The 21,832-nt window shown below is 33.0% G+C and carries 36 protein-coding genes and 4 pseudogenes; all 40 read left to right on the forward strand.

The window, feature by feature from the left end; translation table 11 throughout:
* Window positions 1–31 precede the first annotated feature (31 nt).
* A complete protein-coding gene (locus RBI_RS04455; protein WP_147340068.1) occupies window positions 32–373 on the forward strand; it encodes a hypothetical protein in 342 nt (113 codons plus the stop codon).
* A gap of 106 nt (window positions 374–479) precedes the next feature.
* Window positions 480–713, forward strand: a pseudogene (locus tag RBI_RS04460) (multidrug ABC transporter ATP-binding protein); the annotation flags it as partial.
* Window positions 714–1,015: 302 nt separating this feature from the next.
* On the forward strand, window positions 1,016–1,282 hold the full coding sequence (locus RBI_RS14505; RefSeq protein ID WP_081855947.1) for a tyrosine-type recombinase/integrase: 267 nt from the start codon (window positions 1,016–1,018) through the stop codon (window positions 1,280–1,282).
* A gap of 203 nt (window positions 1,283–1,485) precedes the next feature.
* On the forward strand, window positions 1,486–2,202 hold the full coding sequence (locus RBI_RS04465; RefSeq protein WP_038671349.1) for a LytR/AlgR family response regulator transcription factor: 717 nt from the start codon (window positions 1,486–1,488) through the stop codon (window positions 2,200–2,202).
* Window positions 2,203–3,417, forward strand: coding sequence for a sensor histidine kinase (locus RBI_RS04470; RefSeq protein ID WP_038671351.1), 1,215 nt, complete (start codon window positions 2,203–2,205; stop codon window positions 3,415–3,417).
* 297 nt (window positions 3,418–3,714) lie between these two features.
* On the forward strand, window positions 3,715–4,308 hold the full coding sequence (locus tag RBI_RS13995; protein ID WP_148303562.1) for a hypothetical protein: 594 nt from the start codon (window positions 3,715–3,717) through the stop codon (window positions 4,306–4,308).
* Window positions 4,308–4,637 carry a DUF6572 domain-containing protein gene (locus RBI_RS14000; protein WP_051706430.1) on the forward strand — a complete coding sequence of 110 codons (330 nt, stop codon included), beginning with the start codon at window positions 4,308–4,310 and terminating at the stop codon, window positions 4,635–4,637. The genes RBI_RS13995 and RBI_RS14000 overlap by 1 nt, the downstream gene beginning before the upstream one ends.
* A 24-nt stretch (window positions 4,638–4,661) precedes the next feature.
* Window positions 4,662–5,162 (forward strand): polymorphic toxin-type HINT domain-containing protein, encoded by a 501-nt coding sequence (locus RBI_RS04490; RefSeq protein WP_081855949.1) that lies wholly within the window; start codon window positions 4,662–4,664, stop codon window positions 5,160–5,162.
* A gap of 589 nt (window positions 5,163–5,751) precedes the next feature.
* The gene (locus RBI_RS15225) at window positions 5,752–5,910 is read left to right on the forward strand and encodes a hypothetical protein (protein ID WP_242843671.1); all 159 of its coding nucleotides are present in this window, start codon (window positions 5,752–5,754) and stop codon (window positions 5,908–5,910) included.
* A gap of 29 nt (window positions 5,911–5,939) precedes the next feature.
* Window positions 5,940–6,020 (forward strand): annotated as a pseudogene (locus RBI_RS15230) (PoNe immunity protein domain-containing protein); the annotation flags it as partial.
* A 48-nt stretch (window positions 6,021–6,068) separates the two neighbouring features.
* A complete protein-coding gene (locus RBI_RS15235) occupies window positions 6,069–6,428 on the forward strand; it encodes a PoNe immunity protein domain-containing protein (protein ID WP_242843672.1) in 360 nt (119 codons plus the stop codon).
* A gap of 116 nt (window positions 6,429–6,544) precedes the next feature.
* On the forward strand, window positions 6,545–6,823 hold the full coding sequence (locus RBI_RS15240) for a polymorphic toxin-type HINT domain-containing protein (protein WP_051706435.1): 279 nt from the start codon (window positions 6,545–6,547) through the stop codon (window positions 6,821–6,823).
* On the forward strand, window positions 6,778–7,167 hold the full coding sequence (locus RBI_RS15245; protein ID WP_158455094.1) for a hypothetical protein: 390 nt from the start codon (window positions 6,778–6,780) through the stop codon (window positions 7,165–7,167). The genes RBI_RS15240 and RBI_RS15245 overlap by 46 nt, the downstream gene beginning before the upstream one ends.
* Window positions 7,168–7,186: 19 nt before the next feature.
* On the forward strand, window positions 7,187–7,522 hold the full coding sequence (locus RBI_RS04515; RefSeq protein WP_038671359.1) for a DUF6572 domain-containing protein: 336 nt from the start codon (window positions 7,187–7,189) through the stop codon (window positions 7,520–7,522).
* Between the two features lie 437 nt (window positions 7,523–7,959).
* On the forward strand, window positions 7,960–8,376 hold the full coding sequence (locus RBI_RS04520; RefSeq protein WP_038671361.1) for a tetratricopeptide repeat protein: 417 nt from the start codon (window positions 7,960–7,962) through the stop codon (window positions 8,374–8,376).
* A gap of 32 nt (window positions 8,377–8,408) precedes the next feature.
* Window positions 8,409–8,729, forward strand: a pseudogene (locus tag RBI_RS14515) (polymorphic toxin-type HINT domain-containing protein); the annotation flags it as partial.
* Window positions 8,730–8,920: 191 nt separating this feature from the next.
* Window positions 8,921–9,433, forward strand: coding sequence for a CbrC family protein (locus RBI_RS14010; RefSeq protein WP_051706438.1), 513 nt, complete (start codon window positions 8,921–8,923; stop codon window positions 9,431–9,433).
* A gap of 93 nt (window positions 9,434–9,526) precedes the next feature.
* The gene (locus RBI_RS14520; RefSeq protein ID WP_081855953.1) at window positions 9,527–9,709 is read left to right on the forward strand and encodes a polymorphic toxin-type HINT domain-containing protein; all 183 of its coding nucleotides are present in this window, start codon (window positions 9,527–9,529) and stop codon (window positions 9,707–9,709) included.
* Entirely contained in the window at window positions 9,642–9,959 is a 318-nt protein-coding gene (locus RBI_RS14745; RefSeq protein ID WP_148303563.1) for a hypothetical protein, read from the forward strand. Before RBI_RS14520 ends, RBI_RS14745 begins: the two co-directional genes overlap by 68 nt.
* A gap of 199 nt (window positions 9,960–10,158) precedes the next feature.
* On the forward strand, window positions 10,159–10,425 hold the full coding sequence (locus RBI_RS04540) for a hypothetical protein (protein ID WP_038671365.1): 267 nt from the start codon (window positions 10,159–10,161) through the stop codon (window positions 10,423–10,425).
* Window positions 10,426–10,640: 215 nt separating this feature from the next.
* Window positions 10,641–11,183, forward strand: a complete 543-nt coding sequence (locus RBI_RS04545; RefSeq protein WP_038671367.1) for a hypothetical protein — start codon at window positions 10,641–10,643, stop codon at window positions 11,181–11,183.
* Between the two features lie 35 nt (window positions 11,184–11,218).
* Window positions 11,219–11,629 (forward strand): hypothetical protein, encoded by a 411-nt coding sequence (locus RBI_RS04550; protein WP_148303565.1) that lies wholly within the window; start codon window positions 11,219–11,221, stop codon window positions 11,627–11,629.
* Between the two features lie 94 nt (window positions 11,630–11,723).
* A complete protein-coding gene (locus RBI_RS04555; RefSeq protein WP_038671371.1) occupies window positions 11,724–12,065 on the forward strand; it encodes a DUF6572 domain-containing protein in 342 nt (113 codons plus the stop codon).
* 82 nt (window positions 12,066–12,147) lie between these two features.
* Window positions 12,148–12,657, forward strand: a complete 510-nt coding sequence (locus tag RBI_RS04560; protein WP_051706443.1) for a polymorphic toxin-type HINT domain-containing protein — start codon at window positions 12,148–12,150, stop codon at window positions 12,655–12,657.
* A complete protein-coding gene (locus RBI_RS04565; protein ID WP_038671373.1) occupies window positions 12,641–13,060 on the forward strand; it encodes a hypothetical protein in 420 nt (139 codons plus the stop codon). Before RBI_RS04560 ends, RBI_RS04565 begins: the two co-directional genes overlap by 17 nt.
* Before the next feature lie 39 nt (window positions 13,061–13,099).
* Complete coding sequence (locus tag RBI_RS04570) at window positions 13,100–13,621, forward strand: T6SS immunity protein Tdi1 domain-containing protein (RefSeq protein WP_038671375.1); 522 nt, start codon at window positions 13,100–13,102, stop codon at window positions 13,619–13,621.
* Between the two features lie 236 nt (window positions 13,622–13,857).
* On the forward strand, window positions 13,858–14,448 hold the full coding sequence (locus RBI_RS14020) for a polymorphic toxin-type HINT domain-containing protein (protein ID WP_242843680.1): 591 nt from the start codon (window positions 13,858–13,860) through the stop codon (window positions 14,446–14,448).
* A gap of 2 nt (window positions 14,449–14,450) precedes the next feature.
* Window positions 14,451–14,918, forward strand: a complete 468-nt coding sequence (locus RBI_RS04580) for a DUF2947 family protein (RefSeq protein ID WP_038671377.1) — start codon at window positions 14,451–14,453, stop codon at window positions 14,916–14,918.
* A 70-nt stretch (window positions 14,919–14,988) separates the two neighbouring features.
* Window positions 14,989–15,660 (forward strand): annotated as a pseudogene (locus RBI_RS04585) (polymorphic toxin-type HINT domain-containing protein); the annotation flags it as partial.
* Between the two features lie 7 nt (window positions 15,661–15,667).
* Window positions 15,668–15,910, forward strand: coding sequence for a hypothetical protein (locus RBI_RS04590; RefSeq protein WP_147340069.1), 243 nt, complete (start codon window positions 15,668–15,670; stop codon window positions 15,908–15,910).
* A gap of 12 nt (window positions 15,911–15,922) precedes the next feature.
* The gene (locus tag RBI_RS15250; protein WP_272481050.1) at window positions 15,923–16,465 is read left to right on the forward strand and encodes a polymorphic toxin-type HINT domain-containing protein; all 543 of its coding nucleotides are present in this window, start codon (window positions 15,923–15,925) and stop codon (window positions 16,463–16,465) included.
* Window positions 16,466–16,480: 15 nt separating this feature from the next.
* Window positions 16,481–17,128 carry a DUF2625 family protein gene (locus tag RBI_RS04600; protein ID WP_038671383.1) on the forward strand — a complete coding sequence of 216 codons (648 nt, stop codon included), beginning with the start codon at window positions 16,481–16,483 and terminating at the stop codon, window positions 17,126–17,128.
* A 20-nt stretch (window positions 17,129–17,148) separates the two neighbouring features.
* Window positions 17,149–17,703, forward strand: a complete 555-nt coding sequence (locus tag RBI_RS04605; protein WP_272481051.1) for a polymorphic toxin-type HINT domain-containing protein — start codon at window positions 17,149–17,151, stop codon at window positions 17,701–17,703.
* A 21-nt stretch (window positions 17,704–17,724) separates the two neighbouring features.
* On the forward strand, window positions 17,725–18,252 hold the full coding sequence (locus RBI_RS04610; protein ID WP_081855958.1) for a hypothetical protein: 528 nt from the start codon (window positions 17,725–17,727) through the stop codon (window positions 18,250–18,252).
* Between the two features lie 149 nt (window positions 18,253–18,401).
* Complete coding sequence (locus RBI_RS04615; RefSeq protein WP_038671387.1) at window positions 18,402–19,121, forward strand: hypothetical protein; 720 nt, start codon at window positions 18,402–18,404, stop codon at window positions 19,119–19,121.
* Window positions 19,102–19,599, forward strand: coding sequence for a hypothetical protein (locus RBI_RS04620; protein ID WP_038671389.1), 498 nt, complete (start codon window positions 19,102–19,104; stop codon window positions 19,597–19,599). The genes RBI_RS04615 and RBI_RS04620 overlap by 20 nt, the downstream gene beginning before the upstream one ends.
* 188 nt (window positions 19,600–19,787) lie before the next feature.
* Entirely contained in the window at window positions 19,788–20,495 is a 708-nt protein-coding gene (locus RBI_RS04625) for a hypothetical protein (RefSeq protein WP_038671391.1), read from the forward strand.
* A 24-nt stretch (window positions 20,496–20,519) separates the two neighbouring features.
* The gene (locus tag RBI_RS04630; RefSeq protein WP_038671393.1) at window positions 20,520–20,972 is read left to right on the forward strand and encodes a hypothetical protein; all 453 of its coding nucleotides are present in this window, start codon (window positions 20,520–20,522) and stop codon (window positions 20,970–20,972) included.
* Window positions 20,973–21,004: 32 nt separating this feature from the next.
* Window positions 21,005–21,196, forward strand: coding sequence for a hypothetical protein (locus tag RBI_RS04635; RefSeq protein WP_038671395.1), 192 nt, complete (start codon window positions 21,005–21,007; stop codon window positions 21,194–21,196).
* Between the two features lie 199 nt (window positions 21,197–21,395).
* On the forward strand, window positions 21,396–21,824 hold the full coding sequence (locus tag RBI_RS04640; protein ID WP_038671397.1) for a hypothetical protein: 429 nt from the start codon (window positions 21,396–21,398) through the stop codon (window positions 21,822–21,824).
* Window positions 21,825–21,832 lie beyond the last annotated feature (8 nt).

The raw sequence follows: 21,832 nt of genomic DNA on the forward strand, positions 1-21,832 counted from the left end.
ATTTTCAGTCTTGGCGATAATACTGCTCGGTATGATACTTTTTCTATTTGCAAAAATACCATCACCACAGATGGATCATAAGATATTTGGCTCATATTTTGAAAAAAAGATTTGTAAAAAATATGAATTAACTTTTGTTGATGAGACCTTCAACTATGCTGAATCTGCAGGATACGACAGTCAAACCCTTTCCCTTATCATCCATGGTGATCCACAAATATATAAATATCATGACAGGGATATATATTGCAGAATAACAGCAGATTATAAAGGTAAAACCATTACTGTTAGATTTAAAGGAACAAAGATCATTGGGACAAAATATAAATGGAGTCTTGAAAACGAAGATGCGTTTGAAGTTTTTAAAAAATAATGTATGAATTGTATAATTGGTTAAGAAAAAACTAAATTTCGTGATTCTTAGCTATGGAATCAATACTTAATTTTGTATTGAATGCAAGCACTATATCTTTGGCTTTCAGCGCTTAGGGCTTGCTCAGGCTATCATGGAAAACCCGAAGATTCTTATTCTTGACGAGCCTTTCAACTGACTTGACAAGGACGGCGTTAAGGAAATGAGAGAGTATCTTCTCAGCTACAAGGAGCAGGGCAAGACTATTCTGATATGCTTTCATTCGGCAGAGGATATTTCCGTGCTGTGCGATACGGTGCATGAGATGGATAAGAGGGTTATCAGTAGGATAAGGGTATGAGTTAACTTATTATTCACTGTCGTTACCCCACCCTCAGGTGCTAGTGATCGCAAGGTCATGTGGGTTCAAGTCCCGTCATCCGCACCATAACAGGACACCAATTTTGATACAATGCGTATCTTGATTGGTGTCCGTTTTCTTTATCTGAAAGTCCTTGTTTAATGGGATTTGTCAACACAATTTAACGAAAGCAGGCAATAAAGCTCGCAAAGGAGAGTCACTTACTATCGCACAGCAGCTTCAGGCAGCAAACAAGCGTATCAAAGAGCTTTTAAAGAAAAACCGTGAGCTTGAAGAGCTTAATGAATTTCTGGAGTAAGCATCTGTTTTTTTCGCTGCGAACCGTCGGAAGTCAGGGAAGAAGAACGGTTAAAGTTCATTCCAAAAACGTTAATTTTCATTTACTGCGTCACACATACGCTACTGTTTGTATTGAGAATGGCTTTGATGCTAAAACTGTCAGCGAGTTGCTAGGTCATTCTAATGTTAATATTACACTTAACCGCTATGTTCACTCATCGCTTGATACAAAAAAGAAATATGTTGAAAAACTTAATTTTGTAGCTTAAAAGTTTTTAGCCGTCAGAAATATCTGATTGGTAGTAAATAATGCATGATTTTACGTTGCTTTTTTGCCTTTTTGCCTGTAGGTGCAGATTTTGCGAAAGGTTTGTCTTATCTGTATTAATGTATTATACCACGATTTTAACAAATTATGTATTGATTTTACGTAAAATATTTGGTACAATGTTAATTAAGGCAGGTGAGCGTCGTGATTAGAATTGCGGTAGTAGATGACGAAAAATATGTATGTGCCCAACTCAAAAGATCATTGTTGGAATATCAGTTCAAATACAATTTGGACTTTGACGTTGATATATTTTTAACATGCGAAGATTTATATGAAAGATTGCAGTCCTCAATGGGCTATCATTTAATTTTCTTGGATATAGAATTTCCTAATATGAATGGAGTGGATTTGGGCAAAAAAATCAGAGGCAGGATTGGGGATATAAGGACTCAGATAGTATTCATCTCGGCTAAAGATTCATACGCAATGGAGTTATTTTCTGTCCACCCTTTTGATTTCATCATTAAACCGGTAAGTAAAGAACGACTTTATCCTTGTATTTCTAATTTCATCAAATTATATTCGAACAGTAATGTATTCTTCACTTATACATTGGAAAATATTAAGCACAAAATAGCCGTCAGCGAAATAATTTATATACAAAGTGAAAGAAAAAAGCTTAAATTGATTACATCAAGTGAAGAGATAATTTGTTATCATAAATTTAGTGATGCTGTAACTAATGAAATGAAAAATGATATGGTTGTAATAAAACGTGGCTTGGCTGTTAACATCAATCACATTGTTGATGCAGATTTTGAAACTGTTGTATTATCAAACGGAACAAGGCTAAAGATCAGCGACGGATATCGTAACAGTGTAATGGACATATTATCTGACAAGATAGGAGGATCGTAAATGCAGCCAACGGTATATTTAGTCTCTAATGCGGTGCATATGTATGCTGTATACATACTTTTTACTGCGGTTTTGGGCAAGAGTAAACTTCATCAATTTGCTGAGATCTTGACTTATATTGTTTATTATCTAATAAATTGCGGTGTGTATCTTTTTATGGATAACATAATGCTGAATTTGATCAGCAATATATTGCCTATGTTCGTGATAATGTTACAATATAAAAAGCCCATACAAACTTATATATTTCTAACTATCGGCGTTTGTGCGGTTGGCATGATATTAGATTGGATGATGTTTTGCATTTTCCCAGAATCAATGCTTTTAAAGTCAAATACTCCTCAAAGTATTGCTTTTCTTGGATTTGTTTTTCTGTTCAGACATTATTTTAATAGAAAAGAAAAAATCATAGTCACTTCCAACTATGTTATGCTTTTAGTGATAATTTCTATCGGAACGATTATTATAGCCGAACTTTCCGGGCCTGAATCTAATGCAAAATGTTTTGTAATTTCAGTTATATTATTGATAATCAACTTTTTAAATTTTTATTTGTATGATAAATATATAGAAAATATGCAAATGAAAATCATGTTTAACGCTGTTGAATCTTCTAATCAAGCTTACAAAAATCAAATTCAATTAATGAACGAGTCACAAAAGAAAATACGCTTATTAAAGCATGATATGAAAAATCATTTGTTAAAGTTAAAATATGATTTAGAAAACGGCAATTACACAAAGGCAGATGAATATATCAATAATATGACCAATAATTTAATTACCGAAAAAGAATTCGTAAATACAGGTAATATAGACTTTGATTGCTTGTTGAATTATAAATTATCGATTGCCAATGAAATGAATGTTGTTTTTTCGTGCCATATTGTATTGCCTGAAGAATTACAGGTAAATTCATTTGATTTAACTGTGATATTAGGAAATTTATTGGATAATGCTCTGAATGCATTGAAAGAAGCAAAGGTGAAGCAGCTTAATATTGACATAAATTATTCAATAGGCATGATAGTAATAAAAATAGAAAATACATTTGCAAATATAAGTAGCAAATATGATGATCCAGAAAAACATGGATACGGATTGATAAGTGTAAGGACATCGTTGGAAAAATACAATGGAAAACTCCAGAACAACATTGTTGATGACAAGTATGTTGTAAAAGCAGTTTTATATAATGTAGTGAAAAAATCATAAAAATTATGGCAGTGCTGATACGGGCACTGCTTTTTTTGTACCCAAAAACACCATAATTCGTACCATTGCTTTACCTTTGTATATGTTAATATGATATGATATGATAATGGTGTGTATATCGCAATAATCGTAAAAGGAAGTGAAATTATGAAGTCTTTTATGCTTAAGTTCTTTAAGAAGTATGGTGGTATGCTTTGCTTTTGCCACTGTCGAAGATAAAAACAAGTCTTTAGACAGAGATGAAATTAGCGTATTTAAAAAAAGAGCCTATTTGATCTTATCAATAGAATTATTCATATGGCTAGCAGTATCAGTGATTTTTCAGCCCATAGAAAAAACTATTCCTATTGTTATGTTTACGGAATATCTAATGTTGGTCATTGGGAAATTAAAACTCAGCAAATATTCGTGATTGGGGTGTTAATACCTATGGATTATGAAGATTACTACTATGAATCTAGAAGTAGATATTATGACGCTTGTTCTGAAGTTAATAACTATGAAAACAGAGCAAATGAGCTGAGGTCTCAGAGACAAAGAAAAATTATATATATCAATCAGCTCAAATCAGATTTAAAAAGACATCAAAAATTGCTTAAAGAACACCCCGAAACCAAACAGGAAATCACTATAAAACCATTTGATAACGATGGCAATTTGGTGGATTATAATGTTAGAGCAGATGAAATAACAAATGATTTTTTTTATGAGGTAAAAGCATCAGATACAGCTCCATATACCCAAAATCAAAAAATTGGTGGCATGATAAGAGGAAAAGGAAAAGACGGCTTTTTAGGCGGCACTATACTTGGACATTTAAAGGGATATACGACAAGGAATGGTATAACTCGCTCCATTCTAGATGATATGAAATTAATAGGAGGTAACTAATGTCTGTACTTGAGAAAAACAGTATTGATTACATTTATGCTGAAGATAATCATATAATTATGGGTATAAGTGACCATTTAACATGGCAGGAAGAAGCAATAGTAGCTCATTGGCAATTGCTTCAAGATAAATTAAAAAACTATATAGGCTTTATAAAATCAGGACAATTGTTTGAACAATATCCTGAATTTGATAAACAGCCTTGTATTAAAATCTTCTTTTCCCAAAATTGCCCAGATGTTGTCGATAAATATTTAAATAAATTAAAAAAATATTGTAACGAATTACAATGTGATTTGGTATGGATATATGATCCGCAGGAAGACTAACTAAAATCATCATAAAAGTCCTACATAAGAAAAGATCCGAAGCTTATTCATTTGGTGATCAACGGCGAAGAAATTGTTACAACTGAAACGCACCCGTTTTATGTGAATGATCGTGGCTTTGTCAAAGCAGGAGAACTAATAGTTGGTGATGAACTTCTTGATGTAAACGGAAATGTTCTTTTAGTTGAAAATTTTGACGTTGAGTTGACAGATGATTCTGTTAAGGTGTATAATTTTCAAGTAGAGGATTACCATACATATCACGTTAGCGGATTAGGTGTGTTGGTGCATAATGCTGGTGATTATTCTAATCTAAAAGATTCAAAATATGTAGGTGAAGGGAAAAAGTTTACAAAGGCTCAAAAAAGACAGATAATACAAGAAAATATGAGACGAAATGGCGGAAAAATAAAATCTGATATGTCAGGAAAAGAACTTGTTCCCGCAACTCAAAGTAAGCTAAACGTAACGCCAGATCCATTGGAAGTTCAAATTGACCACATAAAGCCAAGAAGCAGTGGATGAAGTAATAGTTATTCTAATGCACAGGTTTTATCAAGAGAAGAAAATATTTTTAAATCAAATAAGTGAGGAAAAATTATGTTTGATATTGATGAAAATACAATGGTAATAACAACTGTAGATATTATTAACAAAAAAAGAAAGTAGTTTTAGTTTTCCATGATAAAGAAGATGGAATGTGGGAATTTCTGGACGGAAAGGACGTTAGTGAAGAAAGTGCTGCTATAATATCGATTTCGGAAATGGAGCAGATTGATTCTTCTATTGGTGAATTATGTGATCTTCCTCTAGGATGCGGCGCTTTTCGTGATGATGAAACGCAGCCATGGAAATGGTTTGAAATAGAATGACCTCTTTTATTAGTGCCAAACAATAATAAAGGTGAAATTTACTAAGATAAAAAATAATATAGGGAAAATAGTCGATGACCCAGATGACATAATCGAAGGACTTGCAACTGGTGATACTGTTAAGGAATTGTTCAGAGTAAATGTAAGTAAGGATAACGGTTTAGTAGATGTTACAACTAGTGTTAAGTCATTAAAGTAGACAATTATTTACATCAAGAGTTTTTGATATTAAGGAGAATATTATGCGAGATACAATTAAATCAAAAGAGTATTTTGATGAGTATATTTTGAAAATGTCAGAAGGAATCAAAAGATTTGAAGAGGGTATTGCTGCTGGAAAATACTTAAATGACAAGATACTTTTTGTAAAAGATTACATTTTACAAAAAAAATCGGGATAATAATCGCAAAGTATTCAAAAGGTGATTCAATTGAAGAAATAAAAAAAGAATTTAAATCTTCTTTAGATTTGTTTGGTGAAGCTTGGGATGATTCAGTATACGAGAGCAATATTATTTTTGCTTCTTTAGCATATCTTCTGAATTTGGACGATGGTAAGTTGAATATAATAAAAAATAAATTGAGTAAATCTGAAACATATGATTCATTATTAGATTTTATCCTCATTGGAAATAAAAGTGAGTTTGATACATCGAAAATATCCTTCCCTCGTCCATACAAAAAGTTAGTAAAAAGCATTAACGGTGAAGATAGAGATGCTTTTCTAAAATATTTGAGAGGATGGTATAAAGGCTCTGTAGATAGTGCTTGGTATGGTACACATGAACTGGTGAATAAATATCAGTATTATGGATATTGGTGTTTTGAAGCTGGTGCTATTGCAAAAAGACTTGGTTTTATAGATAACGATTTACAAAATGAGCAGTATTATCCTTATGATATGGTTCATTTCAATTGAGTAATGACGAGGTGATAAAATGACACTTTCGATAGATGGTCGCTTATCTGAACTTATAGCGAACTCCTGTTCTTGAAACCTACATAAGAGAGGTAACAACGCTTGTTCATCTCACTGTGAACGGTGAAGAAATCGTTACAACTGTTGACCACCCGTTCTATGTAAATAGTCGTGGCTTTGTCAAAGCAGGAGAACTTGCAATCGGATATGAACTTCTTGATGTAAACGGAAATGTTCTTTTAGTTGAAAAATTTAATGTTGAGTTGACAGATGAACCCACTACAGTGTATAATTTTCAGGTAGAGGATTTCCATACATATCACGTTAGTGGTTTTGGTGTGTTGGTGCATTGGTGCATAATGCAGAGTATTCTCCAGAGAAAATGCAAAAAATAAAAGCAAGGCAAAAAGCTGGTCACGAATACGAAAAAAATCAACATGAAAAATTAAAACAAAAAAATCCAACCGCTGAAGCTCAAGTTAGAGTTAAGCCAATAGACGATAGCGGGAACGCAATGTCAAAAGGCGGCAATTATCTTGATGATTTGTACATCAATGAGCAAGGACAATTTGAAATAAACGAATATAAACTAGGACCAAAATCGCCTTACCAAAAGAATCAAATATCTAATGGTTTCCCAGAAAAAGCAACTAATAAGGATATGATGATTACAAGCGGTTCTCATACGGGAGAAATACTCCCTAAGGGAACGAGAGTTAATACATATAGAAAAGAATAAAATGAAATAGGTGAAATAAATGGCTATTACTGATAGAGATGTTGTAGATAGTGTTGCTTATGAAGATAGCATCCTCCTTCTTCAACTGTATGATCATCTTGATTTTGAGGGTGAGTTTGAAAAAGATCATATGTTAATGTTGCAGGATAAATTAAATACATATATATGGTATATTGATAGTAAACAATATCAAACAACATATCCTGGTAAGGACTTCAAAAAATTTCATGTGAAAATTTTTTTTATGTTTGAACCGTCTTGTCTATGTAAAAGATTTATTGCACATGTAAACGGTAAGCTATTAAGTTCAAATATTACAGTAGAGTATGTTGTTGATAAAGACGATGCTGATTAAGATATAGTATTAAATCCTATTTTTGAACCTTGTATATAAGGCACATAAAACTTTTCGTCTTACGATTAATTGTGAAATGTTTTTTTTGCTGCCAATTATCAATTCTGTAAAACTTAAAACTATTTACAGGTTGATAAGAATGTCTGTAATCAGAGGGAAAAATCAGGAATAATAAAAAAGAATTTCTTGCAAGTGATGGCAATTGGTATCCGATTGAAAAAGCAGATATGGCTCACATAAAAGATGCAGTTGTTTGGTGGAATGAAAAAGGCAGATTTTATGGTGCAAAAGCCCCAGAAGTGAGAGCATTTATGTTGGATTCTAATAATTATTATTTAGAATTATATAGTATTAATCGATCTCAAGGTGCACACCTAGGTACTTATTTGCCCCCAGCGACCACATAAAGTTATAAATGTAAGTAAAAGGAGATTTTTATGGAATTGAATGATTTAGTTTATAAAAAAATTGTTAAGTTAAGTGAACAAGGCGACGAATTAGCGGATAATTTCAAATATGATAAAGCAATTCTCAAATATGAGCAAGCGCTAAACTTGTTGCCAAAGCCTATCTATAATTGGGAGGCAGCTACTTGGCTTTTGACTGCACTTGGAGACGTTTATTATTTAAATGATAAATATGAAACGAGTTTAAATTACTTCTTGGAAGCTGAAAAATGTCCTGACGGCTTGGATAATCCGTTCATTTATGTTAGAATTGGTGAATGCTTTTATGAGTTGAATAATTTTAAACAAGCACAAGATTACTTAATAAGAGCATATATGTTAGATGGTGAGGAAGTTTTTTCGGATGCGGATCCTAAATATTTAAATTATATTAAAGCATTAATATAATACCCATTGAATCAAAAATTCTGTTTGGCGATAATTGGCTGAGTGACTTTAATGCTACATTACATAAAAGTTCAGTATATAATTTTGCACAGACGACCATAGCCGGAGTTGCTGTATTTACAGGCGGAATGAATAAAGGCTTTAACAGTGCCGCAAATCAAGCCGGAGTTAAACCGTCATGTTTTGTGGCAGGAACGCTTGTCATGGCGGTTGCCGGAATGGTTGCTATTGAAAATATCAAAGCAGGAGATAAAGTTATCTCTACAAACCACGAAACCTTTGAAACTGCCGAGAAAACAGTTCTTGAAACATACATAAGAGAAGATTCCAAACTAATTCACCTAGTTATAAATTGAAATACATCATGATAATCAAAATCCCAATGACCATTTTATGAAAAAACTCAAACTGATCATCGACTAAGTGGTAATTATAAAAAAATCACCCTCACTATAATGAAGGAAGTAAAATTAATCGTGCTCAATGGCGTCAGCAAAAGAAAAATTATTGGAAAAATGAGTGGGATTCGGGAAGGTGGAAATAAATGAATAATTATAAGTATTTTAGTGATGTCTTAAAGAATGGATACTTCACAGAAACACCATGTCAGTTTTGTGGAGGTTCTGAACATTGTCTTGAAGGATCTTTTTTTGACAGAGATGACAATCTTGTATCTATATGTCTCAATTGCTTTGATAAACGAAAAGTAAGTGTAGATATTCCTAGCTATATAGCAGACAGAGTTGTAAAAAAACAAAATGAAAAAGTAACTGAATTGAGTTTTTGTCCACCTGTACCTTGGATTCAAAATAACGATTGGCCTGTTTGCTGTGATGATTATATGACATATATAGGTGAGTGGGAAAGGGAAGATTTTATCAAAAATTCTACAAACGGTGATGGATTGTCTTTACTAAAAGAACTTTTGATTGATGAACTAAAGAATAATGTTGAAAGTTACGAAGCTCTTTGGGCGGATTTAGGATATGAAACTGCTGCATTTGTTTTTAAATGTTCAAAATGTGGAAACAAAGTGGTTGTATGTCAAGACTATTGAACAATTAAGAAACTATTCAGATTCTGCAAAGTAATGCTTTTTTCTATAGAAAAGTCGGCATAGAAAATTTTGTAGTATCTGCTGTGAAAACAAATTGAAAATCATTCTGTCGAGTTGACAGAAGAACCTGTTAAGGTTTATAATTTTGAGGTAGAAGATTTCCATACTTATCATGTTAGTGGTTTTGGAGTGTTGGTGCATAATGCAAATGATTATGCAAATCCTCGTACACAAAATACATCTGATCTGGATATTCAAAAAAATCAAGGAAACTAAATATGATGGAACAATAAGAACTGGTGGAAGAAGTGGAGGTTCAAGACCTCTTGAAGGCCAGCCGAATACCTATGTGAATACAGAGAGTGGACATAAATTGGTTTATGGGGCGGATGGTAGATTAAATTTGGATATTTCTACAAAGGGAGTCAAAGCAAGAGGCTATGATATTGCTCTGAACGGACACTTATATCCACGTGATATGAAATTAATTGGTCCTGTTCCAAGAGAATTATTAGAAAATCGGTGATTAAAATGAAAATATTTAAAAGCATAGTTGATGAGAGGATACTACATGATTTCTCTAAAATACAGGGCAGGTCTTTAATGAATTATGTTGCTAATTCATCGATATTGAAACGGCAATTAGTTTTGCTAGTTTGTTTTGTCCAGAGATCATTGAAGTTGATGATTGTATATTTATTTCTGAGTTCTATAATGGAAATATCATGGAATTAAGGAAACTTTATAAAAATACTAAAGATATTGAGATGTTCGTCAATAGTTGGTCATTGCAAAGTTTAGTCAAAGAATGTGACGTTATAAATAGTTCAGATGACTATATTGAGGAGTTTGCAAAGGCAATTCAGTATTTTTGGCAACTCAGAGTTAATTCGCTTTTCCCAAGCAGAGATATCGTAGTAGAAATTGGCGAAGAAATTATGGGCGAGGAAGGACTGACAGTTACGTTATATCAAAAAGGTCAGCCTAAGTGATGCAAAAAAATATTACAGTAAAGACGTCTAATTAAAATATTTCACACCTACCGTGTTGACTTCTTTTGTGCGCTGGTACATAATTTTGGTAGAAAATATTCTCCTGCTAAGGACTTTAAGAGGGGTAGATTTTGATTTTAATAATACAAAACCTGCTGATACATCGGGTCAACACGATTTAATAGTAAAGTAATGATATAACGAGGTAATATTTTATGCAAAATGATATAAAAAAAGCGATAGAAGATATATACATAAACGGAAATACAGAATTATTTATTTCAAAGTGCAGGGACACAGTTGATTTTCTTGATGAACTATTGGAAAAAATAAAGACCAAATCTGAAAATGTTGAGAAGTTTTTTGATTCAAACGAGCCTTCTTCAGAGATTAGAATTGTTGTAAATAGGTGTTCTTTTTCAGAAGGTGAAATTGAATATGTTTCGCTACTGCAAATAAACAAGATAGTTAAGTATTTCTACCTTCAAGATGAATTTTCTATTGACAGTCCAGATCCTGATGGAATGGATTCATATCTTGCTGGATTCAGAAATGAGCCGTATAGCAAAAAGCAATTTGATGTTGATGAAACGATTTGCAATTATCTCACAGAAAAAGGTTATTCAAGATTATATATTAATGATATGGACGAAGTATATCCAGGTATAAAAAAGTTTAAAGACAGAGAAGAAACTAACCAAATGACTGTGGGAAATGCTTTGTTTATGGATATGTGGGAATTATGTAACAGTGATTAGATATTAGTTACGCAGATAACTCAAAGTTTCCAACAGTGTATAATTTTCAGGTGGAGGATTTCCATACTTATCATGTTTGTACATTGGGCGTGTTGGTGCATAATGCTAGCAAGGATTATTCAGGGAAAAAGGCTGAAAACGTTACCAAAAATCAAGAAAATGGGAAGAAGTTTGAGAAAGAACAATTTTCTAATTTGAAAGAAGCTCACCCTGAAGCAGAAACACAAGTTTCAGTAAAGCCAATGGATTCTAATGGAAATGCCATGAGAAATGGTGAAAATTACCTCGATGGTATTGCTTTAGATTCAGATGGAAATCCTTTTATTGAAGAGTATAAAGCGAGTCAAACTGCAACATACACATCTAATCAAAAGGCTAATGGATTTGATACAGGAGCTTTAAATAAAGATCTTGTAGTTACTGGAGAAGGTGGTGGTGTTTTTTAAACCTGGAGATGTAATTCCTGAAGGTACACCAATCAATACGATTAGAGGTAAATAAAATTTCATTTAACCAAATTTAAAACAGGAAGTGAAATATATGGCTGTTACAGATGTAAATGTTATTGATGGAATAGCATTTGATGATGATAATAAAACCTTAATTATGGAAATATATGATCATTTGCACTTTGAGGGTAAGTTTGAATTTGATCATATTGTTATATTACAAGATAAGCTCAATACATATTTGTGGTATATTGAGAGTAAGCAATATGCAGATATTTATCCAGATAAGCAATTTGATAATTTTGTAATAAATATTCATTTTCGTTATGAAATAACGGAAAATTGTAAGAAATATATTAATGTGTCAAATCAAAAATTATCTGTTTTGAATATTAAAATAGTATCATATTTGAATACGATTGACACTGAGTGACTTTAATGCGGCTTTGCATGAGAGTTCTATATACAATGTAGCTCAGACGACTATAGCAAGTGTAGCTGTTTTTACCGGCGGAATGAACAGCGGATTTAACAAGGCAGCTAACAGTGCAGGAGTTAAACCGTCATGTTTTGTGGCGGGAACGCTTGTCATGGCGGTTGTCGGAATGGTTGCCATAGAAAAGATAAAGTCAGGAGATAAAATCATTTCAACAGATCCTGAAACAATGGAAACTGGTGAAAAGACCGTCCTTGAAACATACATAAGAGAGGTAACTACTCTTGTTCATCTTACAGTAAACGGCGAAGAAATCGTTACAACTGTTGACCACCCGTTTTATGTAAAAAATCAAGGCTTTATTAAAGCAGGAGAACTAATAGTTGGTGATGAATTTCTTGATGTAAACGGAAATGTTCTTTTAGTTGAAAAATTTAATGTTGAGTTGACAGATGAACCCACTACAGTGTATAATTTTCAGGTAGAGGATTTCCATACTTATCATGTTGGTGAAATTGGTGTTTGGGTTCATAATGCAAGTTGCAAGGTTAATAAAAAAGTAGGAGAAAATTATGATCAAAGGTTTTGAAGACGCATTCACTGATTTACAGTCAGAATTTGTTTCGTTATGTATGGAATATACCAACGGAAGTGTTGATAAAATATATATTTATATTTATCAAGATACATCGCAGAAAATGTTCAATGCTATTTTTGTTAAAGGAAAGAGAGTTATACCTGCTGGGAATTTTGCCGATGATGAGGCCTCTGACGAGTTTTTATCGATCGGAATAAAAGATATTGACAAACTGGTTGAATTGTGCGATATGTATCAATGCAAAGGTCCTAATGAATATAAGTTGGAGTTTGATGTTGCTACTCATAAATTCGATGCATCCTACCGTTATGATAACTATACCAAGAGTGGAATATCACCTGTGTCGGAATTTATGAGTTGGTATGAAGAAATTAAAGAGAAATATGTCAAATAATCAATCGATGTTCAGAATGTGATGAGGCGATAAAAGGGAATGTTTAAAAATTTTTTTAAATTTGTTGGTGAAAACAAGAGTTGCCGTTCAATTAAAGACTTTATCAATGCTGTCTCTGGTAAAAGTTATTTAAACGGAATGTACAGATTCTTTGAAAAAAATGATATTGATGAGTGGAATGATATTGTTGGTGACTGTTTTCCTAAATATAAAGATACTTTTTCAGTTTTAAGTTATGATTGGATGGGTCGTATATTTGCTTTGGAAAAGAAAACGAATATGGTAATACTTTTTGAACCTGGCACAGGTGATGTTTATGATACCGATGCCGATATAATAAAATTCCATGATGAACTCATTTCCCAAAATCCTATTGAGTGTCTTGTGTCGGACTTGTTTGAATATTGGTATAAAGCAAATGACTACAAACCTCTGGCCCATAAGGATTGTGTTAGTTATAAAGTGCCTCTGTTTTTAGGTGGTAAAGACGAACTGGGTAACCTTGATATATGCGATATGGAAGTATATTGGGAAATAATGATGCCATTAATGAATCTTTAACCAATATACTTACGGAGGTGTAAAAATGCCAAGCAACCAAGAAAAAGTTTCACAGCTTTTAGCGGCAAGGAGATATATAATAATCCTAAAACTGGAAAATAAGTAGCATATGATACAGATGGTAATTACTTTAGGATTGAAGACACAACTTTAACAGGAAAAAGAGTATACACTTATCTATTTTCTAACTTACGTTTTGAACCTATATATGAGAAGATTCTAAGCTTATTCATTTGGTGATCAACAGCGAAGAGATCATAACGACTGAAACCCACCCGTTCTTTGTAAAAAATCAAGGCTTTATCAAAGCAGGAGAACTTGCAATCGGTGATGAATTGCTTGACTCAAACAAAAACATTCTTTTGGTTGAAAATTTTGATGTCGAATTGACAGGCAAGCCTGTTACGGTGTATAATTTTCAGGTGGAGGATTTCCATACTTATTATGCTGGCGGATTAGGCGTGTTGGTGCATAATGCAAGTAATGAATATAAAACAAAGACTGTCCGTACCGCCAAGGGAGAAGAAAAAATTCCCATTGTTGATAAACCAGGCTCTCCTTCTTGGAAACAAGCAGTTAAAGAATTAAGATCTGCTAGAAAAAAAGGAAACAATTATATTGCTTCAAATAGACAGCAAGCGGAACAACTTATAAATGAAGCAATGCCTGATTTGCCTAAAGCAGAAACATATGCAACAAATGCACCAAAATCTAATTATCAAATTCACCCTATTGATAATGAATATAACATGCCACATATTTGTTATCATGATTGGGCAAAGGGAAAACATAATGGCTCTGCAGGACATATATTTTGGGAGGAATAGATATGGATATAAAAGAATTTAAATATGCTTGGAGATATACAAGCGAAAATTATGCGCTATTCTCTCCAAAGCAGCTATCAGAAATGAATGTTGTTAATGAAAACAAAGCAGTTGAAATTTGGAATAGTATATGCGATAATGAAATACTTCAAAAAAGTTCATATGTTCAAATGATGATTGATCATAAACTGACTGTTTTCATAGGTGACTGTGGTTGGGGCGATGAATCAATGGAGAGAGTAACTCAACAAAAATTAATGAGTTTATTCGAAAAAAGTATTTCAGACAAAGTAACATTGTTATATGATCATACTTCAGCAATAAGCATTACAGCATCTATTTTTTGTGAAAAATGGTCGGATTTTTGTTATCCTTCAGATGTGCTTCTTATTGTAAATAACAATATTGTTCTATTGTATTATGAAGATACATTATACAGACCTTTAGAATCATTTGAAAATATAATATAATTACTATTTACAGAACATTTTTATCAACGATTTTGCAGGTACACCGATTTGAACTGTAAGTGTACTTGCTTCAACTGAAACGCACCCGTTTTATGTACAATGTAGAGGGTTTGTTGAGGCTGGTAAGCTGCTGGTTGGCGATAAACTCCTTGATGTAAACGGAAATGTTCTTTTAGTTGAAAATTTTGATGTTGAGTTGACAGAAGAACCTGTTAAGGTTTATAATTTTGAGGTAGAAGATTTTCATACTTATCATGTTTGTACATTGGGCGTGTTGGTGCATAATGCGGGAAAGAATTACGCTTCCTTAGAACCAGATAAGTATACTGAACTTACACAATCGGAGGTAAAGGATATATTAAAAGAACGAGGATTAGATGAGCAAGCAGCTCAGAATCTTATAGATTCGTTTGATGGACCTATTTATAAAAGAGAAGGTTTCGAAGGGGAAGCATTTACGATTACGGAATCAAATGCCGGAGAAGCATCTGGAGTATTTGTTACAAGAGAATCTGCAGGTATAACTCCTACAGAAAGAATTAATAACTTGGCACTGCCGCCGAATAATACTGCGATGGCTGAAAGCACAGTGCAACTAACAAGATCGCAGATTTTGCTTGAGGGAAAGGTAGCTGCACAACCTGATTGGGCAGTTATTGCTGATGATGGTATACCGAGGAGCGGTGGCGGTTGGCAAGTTGTTACTGACGGTGGAAAATACAATGGTGCGATTGAGAGGTAAATCTAAAATGAAAGATAAATTACTTAAATTACATGACTATCTATTAAGTAATGGTTATATAAAAGATGCCGATAGAATATACAGTATACTTGAAGAATATGAAAATGAAAATAAATTGTCCGATCTTTCCGCTCAAAAACTGATTGTTATGTGTAATCCGAAATATCTTGGAAACTATTATATTCGTGAATTTGATGATTTATACAAATGGTGGAATTTTCTGGCTGAGATTGTTTCGGGTATTAGATAATAATTTTAATATATATCAGTTGACCACCCGTTCTATGTAAAAGATAAGGGCTTTATCAATGCAGGTGAACTTAAAATTAATGATGAGCTCCTTGATTCTAACGGTAACATACTTTTAATTGAAAATTTTGCTATTGAGTTGACAGAGAAACCTGTTACAGTGTATTATTTTCAGGTAGAAGATTTTCATACCTATCATGTTGGTGAGTTTAGAATACTTGTACATAACGCAGATTACAAAATTACATTATCAAGAGAAAAGTATCCAGAGTCTGCAAAACACATTGAGGATGCAATAAAAAATGGTCAGCCGAGGGAACTTACAATAAATAGAAGTGTAGCAAAATCTAATATAAAAGCGTCACTAAAGGCAATTAGCAAAGTTTCAGGTAAGGATTTGGATGAGTATCCTTTTGCAATGTGTAAAGAAGGAGGCAAAGGGACTCATGTTCGTGCAATCAAAAGATCCGATAATAGAGGTTCGGGTTCTTTTATTGGGCATAAACTAAGGGGTCTCCCCGATGGGGGTACATTTGAAATAATAATTGTTGATTAATGGAGGTTAATGAAAATGCAGGAAAATAATAAATTGTGGTTAGAGATCAAGGAAATGTTTGAAACGTCACAGACAGAGGTAACGATATTTAATGGTGCTGGGTCAGACAGTGCTAAAATATGTGATATGCTTAGAGTAACTTCTGCGTCTGCTATGGGTGCTGTCATACTGAACACATCAGGAGTTGTATTTGATGATTGGATAAGACTTTATGGCGGTGATACATCTGATAGGGTAGGCATATCTAAAATAAATTTGCTGTCTAAAAACGGTACACCTGAGAGGGTCAAACAAATGCTTATCGTTGCCACTGATGTTGTGGGCGGTATATTTGCGATCAATTCAGGCAAATTTGATGAGGGCATAGGCGATGTGTGGTATTTTGCTCCTGATACTTTGGATTGGGAAGACCTTGAGTTAAGATACTCTGAATTTATTGCCTGGCTCGCTCAGGGGAATATAGATGAATTTTATAGTTCAATGAGGTGGACAAATTGGAGAGAATCTGCAAAGAATGTGGAATTTGATAAAGCCATTTTGATATATCCGTTTCTTTGGTCCGAAGAAGTTAACATTGAAACCGCGTCAAAATCAATAGTTCCATTTGACGAGTTGTTTGCTACAAACATGGAATATAGAGAAAAGTTTGGCATTGGCGATTAATAGATCTTAATTGGAGATTAATTTCTGAACTAATAGTTGGTGATGAACTACTTGATGTAAATGGAAACATTCTTTTAGTTGAAAATTTTGATGTTGAGTTGACAGAAGAACCTGTTAAGGTGTATAATTTTCAGGTAGAGGACTATCATACTTACTATGTTGGTGAGAATGGGGTTTGGGTTCATAATGCAAATTGCAAGTTGATAAAAAATGATGACGGTACATATGATGCTGAGCTATCATATAAAGAGGATTGGACACCAGAGCAACGAGCAGAAGCCGATGCAAAATGTAAAGCTTTATCGGATGCTGATACTGTAAAAACTAAGGTTGAAAGAAATGATTCTCCGTCTGTAGAATATAAGAAGGCATTTGGAAAAGATTCGATACCAGCTGGCAAAGATATTGATCACACAATAGATTTACAACTTGGCGGAAATCCTGATGTAAAAGTTAATGGAAAGCCTTTGGATAAAAGTGTAAATAGGAGTCTTGGCAAACAAATAGGCTATTTGATTAAAGATTTTGATTACGGTACAATAATAAGGAAATTTACAATGGTCAATCGACAATAAATTATTGAGGAGTGTTAATTCATGTACGAAAATTTTAACGAATTCATTAAGAATAATGAAAAATTGGATATTAAAAGCGAAAGAGAGTTTTTAGAGGTTTATAATGGTAAATCATTCTTAAATGGGCTATACAGAATCCATAATCTAGAAGATAGAGAAAAATGGAATGAAATAATAGGTAAAACATTTCCGCCAGCAATGGGAAAAATAATGGTTTTTGGCTATGATTGGCTAGGACGGAGTTTTGCAATTTATAATGAGACGGATACAGTACTGATGTTTGAGCCAGGAACAGGTGAAGCCTTTGATACTGATTTTAACTTTTATGACTTTCACAATAAAGAAATTCCCACTAATCATTTGGTATGCTTAGCTTCAGAGTATTATGAAAAGTGGCGTAAGGCAAATAACAATTATATTTTACCGCATAACAAGTGCGCAGGTTACAAAGTACCGCTATTCCTAAATGGAAAAGATGTGGTGGAAAATCTTGAAATATCTGATATGGAAGTATATTGGGAAATAATGATGCCATTGATAAATCTTTAACTAGTTACTTACGGAGGAATAAAAATGCCAAGCAACCAAGAAAAAGTCTCACAGCTTTTAGATACTATTAGGAGTTGTAGTAAAATACAACTGTATAAACTCTGACTATTATTGAGAGCAAAGACGATTTTTACGACGAGTACTACTAAATGAAGCCTGAATGTGAAAAAAGCCGTTGGGAAAAATTCAAAGACGGCTGCAAAAAAGTCGGCGAATGGTGTAAGGAACATTGGAAAGAGTTAGTTATAGGCGCTATATGTATTGTTATTGGTGCTGTTTTAACCGTATTGACAGGTGGCTCATTTTTAGCAGCACTTGGTATAGAATTTAAGGCAGCTGCAATGGCAGGGTTTATATCTGGTGGGATTAGTGTGATGAGTTCACTGATAGTTTCGATTTTCAGTGGAGATAGTTTTAAAACGATTTTGGAAAAAGTGTTAAGATCATTTGTAGATGGTTTCGCTAGTGGATTTATGTGGGGTGGAATTTTTGCTGGTGGTGCGCAGACAATATCTGCAATATTAAAATTTTCTAGAAGCGGTACATTGATATTTGGCGGTGAACAACTGCAATTATTCAAGCCAAATAATTTCTCAGGTAAAACTTTGGGTAAAATAAAAATATGGTCTCCAAACGGACTTAATAACCCTAATTCTGGTGGAACATTATTTAAAATTGGAAAAACTTTCAGATTGGATTTTGAGGCTGGAAAACAACTTTTTCATATGCATATTACATATAATTTATACAATAGTATGCCTAATTTCATGAAATCCATGAAATGGATATTTGATCCCGCTAAACGTGATGTACATGTTAGATTGACTTCAATATTAGGAGGAGTAATAGGTGTTACGCAGAAAGAATGATCAAAAGAAAAAAGTGAAACAAGCATTTATAGATGGTGATGTTTCTACAAAGTTATTAACAAAAATAATTAAGCTAGCACCATCTTTTTTCTTTCTTGAAATTTGCGATATTTGCAAGAATGATGAATTAACAAAAATTATTACTAATTCTAAGCAAACATATGCATCATTGATAACTAAAAACGAAAATACCGATATTGTTATTGTAGCAAATAATGACTTTTTTAATATATCTGTCAATTTATTGTTTAAAAGCTTATGTGAAACTATAGTTATATATTTTCCTTTTGAAAATATTACGTTTCAACAATTTCTTTATAATTGTGAACCGTACTCAAACAATCCGCAAAAATCAGCTATTATAAAAGGTCTATGCTATATGATCTGTACATGGGTAACAAATGAAAATAGATTATATTTTCATTTTGATAATTTTAAGGGTATAGAAACGTTTGAAAAAATTAAAACGTTAATTTGAAACAATTATATAAATTTAATTTTTACCACAAATTCATTAAGAAAAATTGAATCTTTTGAATAACATTAATGAATACATTTCCGATGTTGTGATTATTGACCAAAATGCGACTGATGCTATCAATAAAAGCAAGAATGATTTTTACGATAAGTATGAATACTTAAAAACCGGACTGTGAAAAAAGCTGGTTGGAAGAAAAAGTAGATAACGCTTGCGAGTGGTGCAAGGAAAATTGGCAGTCAATAGTTAGTGTGTTTGTGACTATTGTCATTGTTGTCGGTATTGTTATATTGAGTATTTCAACATTTGGAACGGCAATTCCAGTAATTGCTGTTGGTGTAGTTGGAGCAATCGTAGGCATTTCAGGTCAATTAATTAGTGTTATTATTTCATGTGCGATAACAGGCGATTGGGATGGTAACTGGCAATCATATATTGGATCAGCGATAGGCGGTTTTTCTGGCGGTGTTTTATTATTGCTTACTAATCCAATTGCTGCTTGTTCAGCAGAGGCGGCAATATCAACGTTTTTTGGCGAAAATCTTGAAAATATCACTGGGGGACAAAAAAGATCGACTTTTGAAATATTATTTGATACTGGTTTAAGCACAGGAACAGCGGCTTTTTTTAGTGTTGCTTTAAGTAAAATTACTGGAAAGCTTTCGAAAAAAATTCCGGTGTTCAAAAGACTTTCAGGCATAAATAGCTATGATGCTTCATTTAAAATGGTAATAACAAAATTAAAACAGGGAAGTATTAAAAAATTTCATTATAAAACAATTAGAAATGGTGTAATTTCAGGACTTTCTGGAGGTGCATTGGAAAATATAGCAAGTGGTTTTTTTGATGAGATTAAGGAATGGTATGACGAATGGAGAGAGTTGTCACAAAATTAATAAGAAATGAAGGAGGTCTGATCAATGAAATCAAAATCGAAATTTACTGTGAAGATACCGTCAGAGATTTATAAAGGTGAAGTTTTTATAAGTGCTTTTTTCATTGTATTAAACATAATGTATACGATTTTTGGTAATCCTCCGCATTTTCCTATGTATATTTCAACAATATTATTCGTTTTTATTCCAATAGCTATTTCATTATTGTGGATAAGAAAATTAAAAATTGTAGTAAGTGGCAGCAAAATAACCGTTAGGAAGATTTTGGGCTCCAAATATAGTGTGGATGTTTCAGAAATAACAAAGATAAAATGGATAATTAATGATACTAGATTAGGGGTTAATGAAAAAATTTTAATATATGTGAACTCGGAGCATTTTGCTGTTGAAACTCTTATGGACGGATTTGAAATAATGTCAGAATATCTTTTGAAAAATGTTGATCCTGATAAAATAATTTATATTAATAAAAAATAGAACATTTGGCAATAAAATAATCGGAATATGTTGTGCGTATCGACGGCGATGTCGCTGACGCTATTAATAAGAGCAAGAATGATTTTTATGATAAGTACGAATACTTAAAACCGGAATGCAAAAAGAGCTGGTTGGAAAAAGCTAAAGAGTGGATTGATTCAGCTTGTGAATGGTGTAAAGATTTATGGAATAAAATTATAGATTTTGATTTTTTAATTTTATAGGTAAATTAATTCATAGTGAAGGATTCAGGGATTTCGTAACCTTTGCAGTTGGAATATTTTATCAGATAGGTGGTGTCTGGCTGATAAAGAAAATTGCGGAGGTAGGAACAATCGCTGCAGTATTTGTGAGAAAGCATCCGATTTTGTCTTCATATATGAATGAGAAGAATTTATAATATGGTCATGGAAGGGCGACTATATGAACCTTGGAGCAGGCGCTGAAACAGGTATTTATCAGGTGAAAGATGGAGAATTTGATGAGTATGGAAATTATATTATGGAAAATGGTGAATACTCATATCTTTATGCCGAAGTTAACAGAGAATATTCTGTTGATATGACTCTTGAATTATATCATGATTCTAATGGGGATGGAATCTTCAGTGTTGATGAGCAGCTGTATAAACATGAACCAGATGAATTACAATGGTGGATAACGGGATTTGATCCGTTGGTTCAGAATGTTAAAGCTGAGGATCTCCAAGCCGTAACTACTATAGATTTTTCGAGCTTTGGAGAAAACAAAGATATAATGTTAGATTCTTTCAGAGAATTTAATGCAGGAGAAGTCGAATGGGATATTCCAGAAAAAGATTCGGGTTCATACATTGTAATTCTGACTTGGTAAGGAGAATA

The organism is Ruminococcus bicirculans (ex Wegman et al. 2014), from assembly GCF_000723465.1.
GTDB lineage: Bacteria > Bacillota > Clostridia > Oscillospirales > Ruminococcaceae > Hominimerdicola > Hominimerdicola aceti.

What these genes read in the sequence shown, in the direction of transcription:
- RBI_RS04455 (WP_147340068.1), top strand. Translation starts at nt 32, where the DNA reads ATGATACTTTTTCTATTTGCAAAAATACCATCACCACAGATGGATCAT.
- RBI_RS14505 (WP_081855947.1), top strand. Translation starts at nt 1,016, where the DNA reads ATGAATTTCTGGAGTAAGCATCTGTTTTTTTCGCTGCGAACCGTCGGA.
- RBI_RS04470 (WP_038671351.1), top strand. Translation starts at nt 2,203, where the DNA reads ATGCAGCCAACGGTATATTTAGTCTCTAATGCGGTGCATATGTATGCT.
- RBI_RS13995 (WP_148303562.1), top strand. Translation starts at nt 3,715, where the DNA reads ATGGCTAGCAGTATCAGTGATTTTTCAGCCCATAGAAAAAACTATTCC.
- RBI_RS14000 (WP_051706430.1), top strand. Translation starts at nt 4,308, where the DNA reads ATGTCTGTACTTGAGAAAAACAGTATTGATTACATTTATGCTGAAGAT.
- RBI_RS15225 (WP_242843671.1), top strand. Translation starts at nt 5,752, where the DNA reads ATGCGAGATACAATTAAATCAAAAGAGTATTTTGATGAGTATATTTTG.
- RBI_RS04515 (WP_038671359.1), top strand. Translation starts at nt 7,187, where the DNA reads ATGGCTATTACTGATAGAGATGTTGTAGATAGTGTTGCTTATGAAGAT.
- RBI_RS04520 (WP_038671361.1), top strand. Translation starts at nt 7,960, where the DNA reads ATGGAATTGAATGATTTAGTTTATAAAAAAATTGTTAAGTTAAGTGAA.
- RBI_RS14010 (WP_051706438.1), top strand. Translation starts at nt 8,921, where the DNA reads ATGAATAATTATAAGTATTTTAGTGATGTCTTAAAGAATGGATACTTC.
- RBI_RS14745 (WP_148303563.1), top strand. Translation starts at nt 9,642, where the DNA reads ATGATTATGCAAATCCTCGTACACAAAATACATCTGATCTGGATATTC.
- RBI_RS04540 (WP_038671365.1), top strand. Translation starts at nt 10,159, where the DNA reads ATGGAATTAAGGAAACTTTATAAAAATACTAAAGATATTGAGATGTTC.
- RBI_RS04545 (WP_038671367.1), top strand. Translation starts at nt 10,641, where the DNA reads ATGCAAAATGATATAAAAAAAGCGATAGAAGATATATACATAAACGGA.
- RBI_RS04555 (WP_038671371.1), top strand. Translation starts at nt 11,724, where the DNA reads ATGGCTGTTACAGATGTAAATGTTATTGATGGAATAGCATTTGATGAT.
- RBI_RS04560 (WP_051706443.1), top strand. Translation starts at nt 12,148, where the DNA reads ATGAACAGCGGATTTAACAAGGCAGCTAACAGTGCAGGAGTTAAACCG.
- RBI_RS04565 (WP_038671373.1), top strand. Translation starts at nt 12,641, where the DNA reads ATGATCAAAGGTTTTGAAGACGCATTCACTGATTTACAGTCAGAATTT.
- RBI_RS04570 (WP_038671375.1), top strand. Translation starts at nt 13,100, where the DNA reads ATGTTTAAAAATTTTTTTAAATTTGTTGGTGAAAACAAGAGTTGCCGT.
- RBI_RS04580 (WP_038671377.1), top strand. Translation starts at nt 14,451, where the DNA reads ATGGATATAAAAGAATTTAAATATGCTTGGAGATATACAAGCGAAAAT.
- RBI_RS04590 (WP_147340069.1), top strand. Translation starts at nt 15,668, where the DNA reads ATGAAAGATAAATTACTTAAATTACATGACTATCTATTAAGTAATGGT.
- RBI_RS04600 (WP_038671383.1), top strand. Translation starts at nt 16,481, where the DNA reads ATGCAGGAAAATAATAAATTGTGGTTAGAGATCAAGGAAATGTTTGAA.
- RBI_RS04610 (WP_081855958.1), top strand. Translation starts at nt 17,725, where the DNA reads ATGTACGAAAATTTTAACGAATTCATTAAGAATAATGAAAAATTGGAT.
- RBI_RS04615 (WP_038671387.1), top strand. Translation starts at nt 18,402, where the DNA reads ATGAAGCCTGAATGTGAAAAAAGCCGTTGGGAAAAATTCAAAGACGGC.
- RBI_RS04630 (WP_038671393.1), top strand. Translation starts at nt 20,520, where the DNA reads ATGAAATCAAAATCGAAATTTACTGTGAAGATACCGTCAGAGATTTAT.
- RBI_RS04640 (WP_038671397.1), top strand. Translation starts at nt 21,396, where the DNA reads ATGAACCTTGGAGCAGGCGCTGAAACAGGTATTTATCAGGTGAAAGAT.